The sequence below is a fragment of the Bacteroides sp. 14(A) genome (assembly GCF_000526555.1).
In the GTDB taxonomy this organism is placed as follows: domain Bacteria; phylum Bacteroidota; class Bacteroidia; order Bacteroidales; family Bacteroidaceae; genus Bacteroides; species Bacteroides cellulosilyticus.
In genome coordinates this window covers 492809-508607 of sequence record NZ_JAGH01000002.1, presented here as the reverse complement: position 1 = coordinate 508607, position 15799 = coordinate 492809, and the positions used below count along the sequence as shown (strand labels likewise).

The following is a 15799-nucleotide window of genomic DNA, read 5'->3' as shown; positions in this document are numbered from 1 at the left end:
ATATTTCTATTTATTGAAATGTTTCTTTTATTGTTTATCGTCAAATTGGGCTATATTTGACGTATGAATCTATAAAAAGCACGAAAATGAAGAAAAGAATAATAGCCCTTATTAGTTTTCTTTGCTATATCATTTGCTGGGCACAAGCAGCAGATGAACATTACTATTTCAAAAATCTCAGCATTCAGGATGGGTTATCCCAGACTACAGTCAATGCTATTATACAGGACAAGAAGGGATTTATGTGGTTTGGTACCAAGGGTGGACTGAGCCGATACGATGGGATGTCATTCCGGAACTTTAAACGTGATATGACTGATAATCATAGTTTGGGAAACAATTTCGTGACTTGTCTTTATCAGGACAATAAAGGGAATATCTGGGTTGGTACAGATGCCGGGGTGTATATTTATTATTCTGACCAGGAGATTTTTATTCCATTTGACCGTCTGAGTGGGGAGAATACAAAGATAGAACGGACTGTTTCCGCTATTTCGGGAGATAAACAGGGCCGGGTATGGATAGCGGTTGAAACACAGGGACTCTTCTGTTATGAGCCGCAAAAAGGCCAACTTCATAATTATACATTGAATGAGTTCTCAGCCAATGTACAGAGCGTTGCTTTTGATAATAGTGGAACAATCTGGGTAGGATTTTATGGCAATGGCCTGTTCTATTCCAAGGATAATTTAAAAACGCTTCACCCTTATCTTTCCCCGAAGGATAGTGATGAGGTTTTTAAGGATGATGTTATCATGAAGATAGTTCCGGGAGCATATAATTGCATCTATATAAGTTCCATAAGAAAGGGAGTGCAGGAGTTGAATCTGACTTCCGGTAACCTGAGAAATTTGCTGTTGATGGATGAAACCGGTGAAATGGTATATAGTCGTGACCTGTTGGTAAATTCGGATAATGAACTGTGGATAGGAGCTGAATCGGGAGTTTATATCTACAATCTTCGTACGGACAAGTATGTGCATTTGCATAGTTCTAAGGATGATCCTTATTCGTTGTCCGATAATGCCGTTTATTCGTTGTGTGAGGATCGTGAAAGTGGCATCTGGGTAGGTTCATATTTTGGGGGAGTAGATTATTATCCGAAATCCTATACTTATTTTGAGAAGTATTATCCGAAAGATGGGGACAATAATTTGCAAGGCAAACGGGTTCGTGAGTTTTGTCAGGATAATAAGGGCATATTATGGATTGGCACCGAAGATGGTGGTTTGAACCGTTTTGATCCGAGCAGCAAGACCTTCTCATTCTTTGCACCCAGTTCCGGGTTTACGAATATTCATGGGCTCTGTATGGTGGGTGATAAGTTGTGGGTTGGAACTTTCTCTAAAGGTTTGAAAATTGTAGATACTAATACCGGTAATATCCTGAAAACCTACCAGAAAAATGGTTCTCCACGTTCATTAATTGATAACAGTATCTTTGCTATTTGCAGAACAACGACTGGTGATATTTATTTGGGAACGATGTTCGGTCTGTTAAAATACAATGGACAAACGGATGACTTTGAAAGGATTACAGAACTGGCCGGCAGGTTTGTATATGATATAAAGGAGGATTCGGGCGGTAACTTGTGGCTGGCAACCTATGCGAATGGCGCTTATTGCTATAATGTGAATGAAAAGAGATGGAAAAACTATGTGCACAATGAGGGTAATCAAGAGAGCCTTCCTTATGATAAGGTTTTGAGTATTTTTGAAGACTCCCATCGCCAGATCTGGCTGACTACGCAAGGAGGTGGTTTCTGTCTGTTTCATCCTGAAACGGAGACTTTTACCAGCTATAATTCATCCAACGGATTGCCTAATGATGTCGTTTACCAGATTGTAGAAGACGCGGAGGGTCTGTTCTGGTTGACTACGAATAGTGGGTTGGTACGTTTTAATCCTGTAACTAAACAGGTGAAGGGATATACTACGGCCAATGGATTGCTTGGTGATCAATTTAACTACCGTTCCAGCTATAAGGATGAAGCCGGTAACATTTATCTGGGTAGTATTGATGGCTTTATTGTATTTAATCCTAAGACATTTACAGAGAATAAGAACCTGCCGCCGGTGGTGATTACCGATTTTATGCTGTTTAATAAAGAAGTTCGTGCCGATGAAGAAAATACTCCTCTTGATAAGAGCATTACTTTCTCGGACAGTATTACCCTTCAGGCTAATCAGAACTCATTTTCCTTCCGTATTGCAGCCTTGGGTTATCAGGTGCCGAAAATGAATAAATTGATGTACAGATTGGATGGCTTTGATAAGGACTGGATAACTGTGGGGGAAAGCCCTATTGTGACTTATTCCAATCTGTGGCATGGCGATTATCAGTTTCGTGTGAAAGCGTCCAATAGTGATGGTATTTGGGGACCCGAAGAACAGTTGTTATATATCCATATCCGTCCTCCTTTTTATCTTTCCATCTGGGCTTATTGCATTTATTTATTGTTGTTTATTGTTTGCTTTGTATATACTTTCTGGTATTTCAAGCAACGTAGCAGCAGGCAGCACCGCCGCCAGCTTGAGAAGTTCGAACAGGAGAAAGAACGTGAGATTTATAATGCCAAGATAGATTTCTTTACGAACGTAGCACATGAAATCCGCACTCCGCTGACATTGATAAAAGGACCTTTGGAGAATATCATTCTGAAAAAGCATCTGGACCCGGAAACTCATGAAGATCTGAACATCATGCAGCATAATACGGAAAGGTTGCTGAACCTGACGAATCAACTTCTGGATTTCAGAAAGGTAGAGAGTCAGGGATACAGTCTGAACTTTACCAAATGTGATATTACTAATGTTTTGAGAGAGACTTATATGCGATTTAGTTCCCTTTCGCGCCAGAAAGGTCTCGACTTTACATTGGAGTTGCCGGATGAAAACTTCTGTGCGCATGTCAACCGTGAAGCTTTTACGAAGATTATAAGTAATCTTTTAAATAATGGGATGAAGTATGCTGATAGTTATATGCATATAAAGCTGGAAGTAGATCAGGAAAAGCAGGCTTTCTATGTGGTGACTAAGAACGACGGAGTAATCATTCCTGATGAGATGAAAGAGGAGATCTTTCAGCCTTTTGTTCGTTTTAGCCAAAAAGAAGAGGGAAAGGTTACTACAGGTGCGGGTATTGGTTTGGCTCTTTCCCGTTCGTTGGCAGAGCTCCATCGTGGCACTTTGGTCATGGTTCAGGGAGAAGAAGCGAACATTTTCCGCTTGACACTTCCTATCACCCAGGATATGGTCATAGCTCTGGATTCTGATGTAGAGAATAAAGATGCAGAGTTGCAAGCGGAAACATCCGGTGAATCCTATCCGGATGATAAATTGGAAGGGAAACATTCGAAAGAAAGCAAACATATGGTTTTGGTTGTAGAAGACAATCCGGAAATGCTCGCTTTCATCGAACGTCAGTTATCGTCTCAATATGCTGTAATCACCGCTACCAATGGTAAAGAGGCTTTGGAAGCTTTGGATAGTAATTTCGTAAATCTGGTGGTGAGTGATGTCGTTATGCCATTGATGGATGGTTTTGAACTTTGCAAGACTATAAAATCGAATGTAGGTTATAGCCATATTCCTATTATACTTTTAACTGCAAAGACAAATATCCAGTCTAAGATTGAAGGAATGGAACTGGGAGCGGACTCTTATATTGAAAAGCCTTTTTCACCGGAATATCTCCTGGCTGTGGTTTCCAATCTGATAAATAACCGGGAGAAACTTCGCAGGGATTTTGCTAAATCTCCTTTTGTTGCGGTCAATACAATGGCATTGACTAAGGCTGATGAAGAATTTATCAAGAAGCTGAACGAAATAATTCTTTCTAACCTGTCAAACCAGGAATTCAGTATGGATGATATGGCAGAGAGCCTGAATATGAGCCGTTCCAGTTTCTATCGTAAGATGAAGGGAGTATTAGACTTGAGTCCCAATGAGTATTTACGCATAGAACGTTTGAAGCGTGCCGCCCAATTATTGAAAGAAGGTGAGAGCCGTATCAATGAAATCTGTTATATGGTCGGGTTCAATTCTTCTTCTTATTTCTCTAAATGCTTCCTGAAGCAATTCGGGGTACTTCCGAAGGATTTTGCCGGCTAAAGGGGGAGCATCTGGAATTTCCGGTGTATGAGTTAAATCATCGGCATTGGAAGTCTTGAACGTCTTTCTTTTTTCTGTTCGTTTTGCATCTATATGTCGGTGGCGTTGGATATATAGATACAACGTATTGGATATATAGATGCAACACATTGGATATATAGATGCAATACGTCCGATATATAGATGCTGCACGTTCTGTCTATACAACTGATTGCCGGGAAAGTTTAAACTCATGTACCGAATGTTCCGGACGCTCCGGCTAAAGTAAGTAAGAAGCAACTTGTGCAAAGAAATGGGATTTTTCAGTAAGCTCAGGATGACGGAGTGAACAAATTCATTGATGACTGATATTTAGTGGCTTTATTTGGAATAAAATTGTGGCTTTTATGCGATTTTGAGATGTTTTTTCTATTTATTGGAATGCTTATTTCGTATTGAGAAGATACTGTGCGCTATCTTTGTAACCGTCTCATAAGAGATTATACCATGATAACAATTATGTGTTTCTTAATGTCTAATAAATAAAGAATTAACCTTATGTGTAAGAAGTCGTTATTATTGCTGTTTTTACTTCCTTTTCAGTTCGTATTCGCTCAAACAAGTTTATTGACCGATTTTCCCGAGGGATATACCCCTAAAGAAGTCGGTAAACGTCTTGCATATCATTTTGTAGATGGAAAGCATATGCTTCATATTGGAAAGTGGATTAGTTATCCGGAGACTTTTACCTGGAATGGAGGGCTAAAGTTTGCTGCACTTACCAATGATCAAGAGCTTGTGAAGCTTTTGCAGAACAGATTTGAGCTTCTGTTCACAACAGAAAAGGCCTTATTGCCTATCATGAATCATGTGGATGTAAATATGTTCGGTAGCTTGCCTTTGGAACTGTATAAGATTACAAAGGATCAACGCTATCTGGATCTGGGTCTTCCTTATGCCGATACTCAATGGCAACTCCCTGCAAACGCCAAACCGAAAGAAAGAGAATGGGACCAGAAAGGTTATTCCTGGCAGACCCGTTTGTGGATTGACGATATGTACATGATTACTATTGTGCAGACTCAGGCTTACAGAGTTACCGGTGATCGTAAATATATAGACCGTGCTGCAAGAGAGATGGTGATGTATCTGGACGAACTGCAATGTCCGAATGGTCTTTTCTATCATGCTCCGGATGTTCCTTTCTATTGGGGAAGAGGTAATGGATGGATGGCTGCCGGTATGGCTGAATTGTTGAGCAGCTTGCCCGAAGACAGTGAATATCGTCCACGTATTCTGCACGGTTACCGTACCATGATGAAAAGCCTGAAGAAATATCAGTCTTCAAACGGTTTGTGGCATCAGTTGCTGGATCATCCCGATTGTTGGCTCGAAACTTCAGGATCTGCCATGTTTACCTTTGCTTTCATTAAAGGAGTGAAGAATGGCTGGTTGGATGCCAAGGAATATGCACCCGCTGCCCGCAAAGCATGGATGGCTATGGTGAAATACATAGATGAAAATGATAATGTGAAATCTGTTTGCGAAGGTACCAATAAGAAGAACGACAAACAGTATTACTATGATCGCAAACAAAATGTAGGTGATTATCATGGACAAGCTCCTTACCTCTGGTGTGCCGTTGCACTTCTGGAGGAATAAGATAGCATTACTTTAATAATCTCATATCGAAAATCTATTTATACTTATAAGATGAACATAAGCAGTTGGGTGAAGGCCCTTACCTTTGTTGTACTGTTGTTTTCCTATTCGACAGTAGTAACCGGACAAACCAAAGTAAATGATGTCAGAGACTCTGAACGCCTCTGGCTCGACTCGGAAATTACCCATAATGGAGACTATCAGTGGAAAATGATAAAGGCAGGAGATGTAGCAGATCCTGGAGAAAAGGTTTCATTGTCAGATTACCCGACCGCGAACTGGTTGCCTGCCATTGTGCCCGGTACAGTTCTGAATTCATTGGTACATAACCGGAAATATCCGGAACCTTATTACGGAATCAACAATAAGATCGAATCCAAATTAATACCGGATATCTCTGAAACCGGTCGTGACTTTTATACCTACTGGTTCCGGACTGAATTTACAGTTCCCAAATCATTTGAAGGAAAACATGTCTGGTTGCAAGTGGATGGTATCAACTATCGTGCCGAAGTATGGGTGAATGGAAACCTGCTCAGTACTATTAAAGGTATGTTTATGCAGGATTATATTGACGTGACTGACTTTGTGAAGATAGATAAGGCTAACGCATTGGCTATAAAAGTATATCCGGTTGATGTCCCCGGCAGTGCCAAACCCAAGTCCTGGGGTGCAGTGGGTGAGTTCCACAATGGTGGAAACGGAAATATCGGATTGAACACTACTATGCTGATGACCGTAGGCTGGGATTTTACTTTCATGGATGGTATCCGTGACCGTAATACGGGGATCTGGAAAAACATCTCTCTCTATGCTACCGGTAAAGTAGCGTTACGTCATCCTTTTGTGAAATCCGAACTGCGTAAACCTGGTTATGACCAGGCACGTGAGTTCATTTCTGTGGAAGTTGTAAATCCTACTACCGGATTTAGCGGAATTAATTGTACGGTAAGAGGTGAGATTACAGGTGAAAATATAACTTTCGAGAAAAAGCTTAAAGTTTTGCGTGGAGAAGAGAAAATCTTGTCTTTTTCTCCGGATGAATTTCCTCAATTAGTGATTAACTCTCCTCGTTTGTGGTGGCCTGTGAACAAAGGTCCTCAAAACCTGTATGAGTTGAAAATGACCGTATCCATCGATGGAGTAGTTTGCGACTCGGTTAAAACAAAATTCGGTATTCGTGAGATTACTTCCGATACGAATACGCCTGATAAGTCACGTGTCTTTTATGTCAATGGCAAGCGTCTCTTTATCCGTGGAACGAACTGGATACCGGAAGCTATGTTGAGAACTTCTGACGAGCGTACGTATGCCGAACTGCGATATAGCCGTCAGTCGGGTGTCAATCTTTTACGCATGTGGGGAGGTGGCATTGCCGAATCCGATTATTTCTTCCAGTTGTGTGATGAGATGGGACTGCTGGTATGGCAGGAATTCTGGATGACGGGTGATACACGCCATCCGAACGATAAGGGCAATTATCTGGATAATGTGGCATCTACTGTGAAACGTATCCGCAATCATCCTTCTCTGGCTTATTATGTAGCCTCTAATGAAAGTACCGAGGTTACAGGTACCCCTGAATTATTGAACAAACTGGACGGTACGCGAGGATATCAGATGCAGTCAGAATGTGCCGGAGTGCATGATGGAAGTCCGTATAAGCAGGTGAATCCGATGCAGCATTATGAAAATACGGCATCTCCACGTGGAAGCCGTGTCGATGGTTTCAATCCGGAGTATGGTGCGCCTACACTTCCCACAGTGGAAATTCTTCGTGAGATGATGGACGAAAAAGATCTCTGGCCTATCAATAAAGAGGTGTGGGATTACCTGGATGGAAATGGTTTCCACTTGATGACTACCATGTATACTGATTTGGTGAACAACTATGGAAAGTCATCCTCTATTGATGAGTTTGCTCAGAAAGGACAACTGTTGGGTGCCATTAACTCAAAGAGTATCTGGGAAGTGTGGAATTACAATAAGTTGGATTATGGTGATCGCTTCTGTTCCGGACTCTTGTTTTGGTATCATAACTGCTCCATGCGTCAGGTATCTTCCCGTATGTGGGATTGGTCTTTGGAACCCACTGCTTCTTTGTACCATACAGCCAATTCATTGGAGCCACTACATGCCCAGTTCGATTATCTGAAGAATACAGTATCTGTGGTGAACGATTATTATCGCTCTTTTAATAATTACAAAGTGATAGCACGGGTATATGATATCAATAGCCGGAAGGTATATGAAGAATCTGCTTCCGTGAATCTTCCGGAAGATGGAGTAGCCAATGATGTACTGACCATCCGTTTTCCTGAAAACATCTCTCAGGTTCACTTTATCAAGTTGGTGCTGAAAGATGAGAAGGGTAAAGACGTTTCTTCCAACTTCTATTGGAGATCAAATGATAAGTATGAAGGCAGTAAGACTCTGACCGGTCCTGCATCTTCAGGATTTGAAGACTTGAGTAAGCTGAAAGCGGCTAATGTGAAGCTCTCCTATAAAGCGCGTCAGGCAGACGGTCGCTATTTCGTAGACATTACATTGAAGAATACCTCCGGTGGTATCGCTTTCTTTAATCAGTTGCAATTCCTCAATTCCAAAATGAGTCCGATACGCCCGTCGTTCTATTCGGATAACTTTTTCTCTCTGGTTCCGGGTGAAAAGAAAACTGTCACCATTGAAACGGCGGAAGAAAAGTTGACTGAGGGAGCTGTTCTGGTATTGAAGGGTTGGAATGTAACTACTCAGAAGTATAAACTCAAATAAAAAAATAACGTGAAGAGATTCCATATTCTTACTGTTCTGTTGTTGCTCAGCTGGGGGATATCCGCTCAAAATCATTTTGATATTGTGGTGGTAGGCGGTAATCCCGGTGGCATAATGGCGGCGATTGCAGCGGCCAGGCAAGGCAAGACCTCGGTTATATTGGAACGTACCCAACATATTGGAGGACTTCCGGCCAACGGACTGGGAGCTACTGATATTGCTACCCGGGAGGCAACTACCGGTCTGTTCATGGAGTTTACTTCCAGAATCAAGCAATATTATACAGAACGGTATGGAAAGAACTCTCAGCAGCTGAAGGATTGCAGTGACGGCTTTCATTTCGAACCGTCTGTTGCAGCCTCTATCTATCAGGATATGCTGAACGAACATAAGGATAAGATTACCGTGCTTCTTATGCGGCAGTTCGATGCTGAAGATCAGAATATCACTCTCAGAAACGGGCGCATTGAAAGCATCTGTATACTGAATCGTGAGAATGGAGAGAAAGAACTTTATCAGGGTGACATCTTTGTGGATGCCACTTATGAAGGTGATCTGGGTGCTGCGGCAGGTGTGCCTTTCCGCGTAGGCAGGGAAAGCAAAGCCGAATTCGGAGAACCCGGAGCAGGAAGAACCTATGAATACTGGAAAAGTCTGCCAGCCAGTGGTAGCACAGGAGAGTCTGATAATGCAGTCCAGGCATATAACTATCGCCTTTGCCTGACTAATGATCCTGATAATCGTGTCCTCTTTCCGAAGCCGGCATCGTATAACAGGAACGAATATGTCTCACTGATTGAAGATGTATGGACCGGAAAGAATACTCAACGGGCCATGCTGAAGGTAACTGATGAAATGATGGAAGAAAACCGTCGTCATATCGCTGGCGGTAACCAGACTAAACTTCCAGGAGACAGTTGGGGAATCAGAAAACTGAGCAGTATCGTGAAACTGCCTAATCAGAAGACAGATGGCAATAATCAGCATGCTGCATTTATCTCTACTGATCTGCCGGAAGAGAACTGGCCTTGGCCTACTTCTTCCTGGGAGTGGAGAGATAAGTTTGCCAAACGTCTGAAAGATTATACATTGGGTTTATTCTGGTTTGCCCAGAATGATCCGGAATTACCGGAGCATTTCCGTAAAGCAATGCTAGAATGGGGATTAGCTAAAGATGAATATCAGGATAATGAATATTTTCCCCGCCAGGTCTATGTGCGTGAAGGAAGACGCTTTGAAGGAGTTTACTTCTTTACTGCTAAGGATGCTTTACCCACTGCACCGGGCAAACGCCCGCCTTTGCATGGCAGTAGCGTGACAGCCAGCCATTATGCACTCGATTCGCATGCTGCCAGAAAGCGGGAAGCCGGAAGAGTACATTTGGATGGATTCATCAGCTACCCTACAGCAGTGTATACGGTGCCTTTGGGCGTGATTCTACCCCGGAATGTAGATAATCTGCTATTACCTGTACCTGTATCCGGTTCGCATATCGGATTCTCCACATTGCGTATGGAGCCATGTTGGATGGCATTGGGGCAGGCGGCAGGTATCGCTGCTTCACTGGCTATTGACCGTAAAGTTGCTGTTCAGGATGTGGATATGTCCATATTGCAGGATTTGTTGATCGACCAGAAAGCAACGCTGATTTACTTTCGTGACTTGCGTCCGGAAAATACTGGTTTCCATTTGGCTCAATATATGGGATTGAGAGGGTATTTGCCCGGATGGGATGCGGATTTGCAAGGAACGGTCGATGAAAAGACGTTGCAGGACTGGAGTACATTATGTGGGTTTAAGCCCCGAGCTGTTCCCGGAAAAACAACCCGATTGGAAGTATTGACCGAGATTTATAAACATATTCGTCAATAAAACGATAATTTTAACCATGCGAAACATAGATATTAAGATGAAGTTAAAACTCATAGTCGGTTTGATAGGAGTGCTGTCATTGAGTAGTTTTTCTACTCTGCCTTCTTCAGATGATACCGATAAGAAAGAACAGGAGAACTGGGTAATTGGCCCATTTCATCGTCCTGAAGGTGTCAATCCTGTACTCACTCCACAGCCTACTTCTTTCTATTGTCCGATGCGCAAGGAACAGGTGAAGTGGGAGGAAAGTGATATTTTCAATCCTGCTGCCACCGTGAAAGATGGAAAGATTGTCGTGCTCTATCGTGCTGAAGATAACTCGGCACAAGGCATCGGGAAGAGAACTTCCCGTATCGGGTATGCTGAAAGCGTGGATGGAGTAACTATAAAGAGATTCGACAGCCCGGTACTTTTCCCCGGTGGAGATGATTTTGAGAATATAGAGTGTCCGGGTGGTTGCGAAGATCCGCGAGTGGCAATGACCGAAGACGGATTATACGTGATGCTTTATACGGCGTGGAACCGGAAGACCCCCCGTCTTGCGGTGGCTACCTCCAGAGACTTGAAGAACTGGACCAAGCACGGTCTTGCTTTTGAAAAAGCGTATGACGGGCGTTTCGCCAGAATTGCTACCAAGTCAGCCTCCATGCTTACCAAGGTGAAAGGTGGGAAACTGGTTATCGATAAAGTAGATGGTAAGTACTTCATGTATTGGGGAGAATATGCTGTGCATGCAGCTACTTCCGACAATCTTACAGACTGGTATCCTGTGCTGGATGAGAACAACGAGTTGTTGAAAATAGCCAGGCCGCGTAACGGATACTTCGACAGCCAGATGACTGAATGTGGTCCTCCTGCTATTCGTACCAAACAAGGCATCGTATTGATGTATAATGGTAAGAATGATAAAAAGAGAGGCGATGCAAATTATCCGGCAGGTGCTTACTGCGCTGGTCAGCTCCTGTTTGATTCCAAAGATCCTTATAAAGTATTGGGCCGTTTAGACAAGCCTTTCTTCATGCCTGAAGCTTCTTTTGAGAAGAGCGGGCAGTATAAGGACGGAACCGTGTTTATCGAAGGATTGGCCTATTATAAGAAGAAGCTATATCTTTATTACGGCTGTGCAGACTCCAAAGTGGCGGTAGCCGTGTGCGACGACACCAAGAAACTATTGAAAGTGAAGTAATATCAACGGATATTCCAGAGAAAGTAAATTATTGTAATGTTTAATAGATAGAATTCAAATTGTTATGTACAAGAAAGTATTCGCATTATTATTTTTATTATCATCTTTCCAGTTGCTAATCGCCCAGACTAGTCTTCTGAAGAATTTTCCCGAAGGGTATACTCCCGATGAAATCGGCAGACGTATTGCCTACCGTTTTGTAACCGAGAAACATGCATTGCATGCCGGAAAATGGATTGGTTATCCTGAAACCTTCTATTGGAACGGTTCTCTTAAATATGCGGCGGCAGCCAAAGACAAAGCGCTCATCAAGCTTCTGCAAGCCAGATTTGAGCATCTGTTTACTACCGAAAAGGAGTTGTTGCCCATCAAGAATCATGTCGATCTGAATATGTTCGGAAGTTTGCCTCTGGAGCTTTATTGGGTGACGAAGGATGAACGCTACAAAGAACTGGGATTGCCTTATGCCGATACCCAATGGGAAGTTCCCGAAGATGCCAAACCAAGTGAGAAGGAATGGGCAGAGAAGGGCTATTCATGGCAGACACGTCTTTGGATTGACGATATGTACATGATTACCATTGTACAGACACATGCCTACAAAGTGACCAATGATAGCAAATATATAGATCGTGCAGCCAAAGAGATGGTGATGTATCTGGATGAATTGCAACGTCCCAACGGTCTCTTCTATCATGCACCGGACGTACCTTTCTATTGGGGGCGCGGAAACGGATGGATGGCAGCAGGTATGGCAGAATTGCTTCGTTATTTGCCCAAGAAGCACAAAGACCGTCCCCGCATCATGGAAGGCTACCTGACCATGATGAAAAGTCTGAAGGAATATCAGAATCCGGAAGGTCTGTGGAATCAATTGCTCGATGATCCCGAATGCTGGACTGAAACATCGGGTTCTGCCATGTTTACCTTCGCTTTTATTACGGGGGTAAAGAACGGATGGCTGGATGCCAAAGAATATGCTCCGGCAGCCCGCAAGGCATGGATGGCTTTGGTGACTTACCTTACCGAAAAGAATCAGGTGAGAGAAATCTGCGTAGGTACCAATAAGAAGAACGACAAGCAATACTATTATGACCGTCCGCGTCGTACTGGTGATTTTCATGCGCAAGGACCTTACCTCTGGTGTGTGGTCGCCCTGATGGAGAAGTAACTTATAAATTATCAATAAATAAACCATGAGTATTTTTAAATCTGTTTTATTAGGAGGTATGCTGCTACTGAGTTCTTCAGTGGCGCTGGCTCAGGTTTCGCTATCGCAAAATAGTAGCGGATCCAACGTATTTAGTCTCGTAGGCAAGAAGGATAAAGCCTGCGTGTACTATGACGCACAAGATTTTGAAGTTGTAAAAACAACGGCGGGACTATTTGCGAATGATGTGAAAGAGGTGAGTGGACAAATTCTGGGCGTTGCTACTACCAAGGAAGCTCCTCAGAAGAATTGTATCATTGTCGGAACCTTGGGTCATAATGAATGGATTGACCAGATGATTGCGAAGAAGAAACTAGACGTGGAACCTTTGAAGGATCGTTGGGAAAGCTATCTGGTGCAACTCGTTCGTAATCCGCTTCCTGGTGTAGACAAGGCATTGGTTATTGTGGGTAGCGACCGCAGAGGTGCTGCTTACGGATTGCTGTCCGTGTCAAGAACTATCGGTGTATCTCCCTGGTACTGGTGGGCAGATGCTCCTATTGTCAAGAAGGATCAGTTACACCTGAAAGTAGATAAATATATATCTAAAGAGCCTACTGTGAAGTACAGAGGCATTTTCATCAATGATGAAGACTGGGGCCTCTACCGTTGGTCGAAGAGAAACTTCGAGAAAGAAGTGGGTAACTTCGGTCCCCGGACTTACGCTAAGGTTTGCGAACTGTTACTCCGCCTCCAGGCCAACTATTTGTGTCCGGCCATGCACGATGCGTCTATGGCATTTCACCGCATTCCCGAGAACAGAGTGGTTGCAGACCGCTTTGCCATCATCATGGGTTCTTCTCATTGCGAACCGTTATTGTTTAATACGGCAAGTGAATGGAAGCGTGATAAAATGGGTGAGTGGGACTACATCAATAATAAAAAAGGCGTAGACAGTGTGCTGAATGCACGCGTGAAGGAATGTGCTCCCTTTGAAAATGTATATACGCTGGCATTACGCGGACTGCACGACAGAGCCATGAATGCAAGCAATGATATGGGCGACCGGAAAGATATGCTTCAGGAGGCTCTGATGGCACAAAGACAGATGTTGATTGATGCCATTGGTAAACCGGGTGAAGAGATTCCCCAAGCATTTACTCCCTATAAAGAAGTGTTGGATGTATATGACGAAGGTCTGGAACTACCGGATGACGTAACAATCATCTGGCCGGATGATAACTATGGTTATATGAAACGTCTGAGCAGCCCGAAGGAACAGAAGCGTTCGGGCCGTTCGGGTGTGTACTACCATTCTTCTTATCTTGGTAAGCCTCACGATCATCTTTGGATGAACACGATTTCTCCTACATTGATGTATGAAGAACTTCGTAAAGCGTATGATGCAACGGCAGATCGCATCTGGTTGCTGAATGCCGGTGATATCAAATCCTGTGAGTTCGCTGTTGATTACTTCCTGACGATGGCTTTCGATATTGATTCTTTCAACTTTGAAAGGGCAGCTAACTACCGTACCGAATGGCTGTGTGGTATGTTGGGCGACCAATACCGCAACGAATATCAGGATGTGGTTAATTCTTTCTATAAGCTGGCTTTCGCGCGTAAACCCGAATTTATGGGATGGGGCTACCAATGGACTACTGATAAGCACGGGAGAGAACGGAATACGGATACGGACTTTTCGCTTACCAACTATCGTGAGGTGGATAATCGTTTGAGCGAATACCGTCGTATTGGAAGCACCGTAGAGAAGATCTTGAACAGTATGTCGGACGAGAAACAGAAAGCATGCTTCTACCAGACACTGTATTATCCGGTGAAAGGGTGCGAGTTGTTGAACAGAATGATACTGGACGGACAAAGAAACCGCTGGTATTCTATTCAGCAGAGAGCATCAACCAAAGAACTGGAAAAATCAGCGAAAGCCTGTTACGACAGTTTGGAAGTAATTACCAAGGGCTATAACTCGTTGCTTGGCGGTAAGTGGGATCATGTAATGACGATGAAACAGGGATTTGCCGCTGCTTATTTTGAACTTCCGAAATTGAGAGATGTTGAATTGGCTCCTACTGCTTCTTTAGGCGTAATGGCCGAAGGTGAGGCCGTGTTGAAAGGTCTCCAGAGTTTCCATTCATTGCCATGTTTCAATACTTACTTGCGCCAGTCTTACTATGTAGATGTATTCAACAAGGGTGCTACTCCGCTGAAATGGAAAGCTGCTGTAACAAATGACTGGATTTTAGTTAGTAAGAAATCCGGAGAGACTGCTACTGAAGAGCGTATCGAGGTTTCTATCGACTGGGCGAAGGTTCCTGCCGGTGAAAGAATACTTGGAACACTGGATATCACTTCTGATCGCGGTGAGAAGGAAAGTGTCTATATCTCCGTCTTTAATCCTACTTCTCCTTCATTGGCCGAAATGGATACGCTGTTTGTTGAAAACAACGGATATGTTTCGATAGATGCGGCAAGTTTCCACCGTAAAGTGGAGAATGATGCCATTAAGATGATTATGATTCCGAACCTGGGATGCGAGAATACAGCTGTACAGTTGGGTAATCCTATCGCTCCGGCACAACGTACCGCAGGACGTAATACACCGCGCCTGGAATATGATTTCTATACGTTTGAGCAGGGATCAGTAGACGTTTATACGTATGTGCTGCCTACATTCCCCATCAGCAAGGATAGAGGATATGCCGGACATGAAGCAACAAATGTTGAAACCAAATATGGTGTATGTATAGACGAAGGTCCGGTAATGACCCCATCTACTTCTTCTTTCGAATATGCCCAGATCTGGTATGAAAGCGTATTGAAGAATTGCAGAATCAACAAGACCACTCTCCATATCGATAAACCGGGTAAGCATACGGTGAAAATCATCTGTGGAGATGCAGGAACAGTTCTGCAAAAGGTTGTGTTGGACTTTGGCGGTATGAAGCGTTCCTATATGGGACCGCAACCTACCAGAAATGAACAAGAGGTTGCTAAATAAAAGCCATTGTGAACGGTGAATAGAATTGCTTCCTTGCTTGAATAGCA

7 protein-coding genes are annotated in these 15799 nt (G+C 43.2%); all 7 read left to right on the top strand.

The genetic code is table 11. The features are described from left to right. The first annotated feature begins 86 nt into the window (after nt 1–86). The gene (locus K429_RS0109660; RefSeq protein WP_026366760.1) at nt 87–4112 is read left to right on the top strand and encodes a hybrid sensor histidine kinase/response regulator transcription factor; all 4026 of its coding nucleotides are present in this window, start codon (nt 87–89) and stop codon (nt 4110–4112) included. Between the two features lie 537 nt (nt 4113–4649). Beyond that, the gene (locus K429_RS0109655; RefSeq protein ID WP_007211155.1) at nt 4650–5753 is read left to right on the top strand and encodes a glycoside hydrolase family 105 protein; all 1104 of its coding nucleotides are present in this window, start codon (nt 4650–4652) and stop codon (nt 5751–5753) included. A gap of 51 nt (nt 5754–5804) precedes the next feature. Then, nucleotides 5805–8525, top strand: a complete 2721-nt coding sequence (locus tag K429_RS0109650; RefSeq protein WP_033160348.1) for a sugar-binding domain-containing protein — start codon at nt 5805–5807, stop codon at nt 8523–8525. A 9-nt stretch (nt 8526–8534) separates the two neighbouring features. Continuing rightward, nucleotides 8535–10397: an FAD-dependent oxidoreductase gene (locus K429_RS0109645; protein WP_026366758.1), complete on the top strand. Its 1863-nt coding sequence runs from the start codon at nt 8535–8537 to the stop codon at nt 10395–10397. Nucleotides 10398–10434: 37 nt separating this feature from the next. Continuing rightward, the gene (locus K429_RS0109640; protein WP_026366757.1) at nt 10435–11583 is read left to right on the top strand and encodes a glycoside hydrolase family 130 protein; all 1149 of its coding nucleotides are present in this window, start codon (nt 10435–10437) and stop codon (nt 11581–11583) included. Nucleotides 11584–11647: 64 nt separating this feature from the next. Further along, nucleotides 11648–12754 (top strand): glycoside hydrolase family 105 protein, encoded by a 1107-nt coding sequence (locus K429_RS0109635; protein WP_007211151.1) that lies wholly within the window; start codon nt 11648–11650, stop codon nt 12752–12754. Nucleotides 12755–12779: 25 nt separating this feature from the next. Further along, complete coding sequence (locus K429_RS0109630; protein ID WP_022209895.1) at nt 12780–15752, top strand: glycosyl hydrolase 115 family protein; 2973 nt, start codon at nt 12780–12782, stop codon at nt 15750–15752. Nucleotides 15753–15799 lie beyond the last annotated feature (47 nt).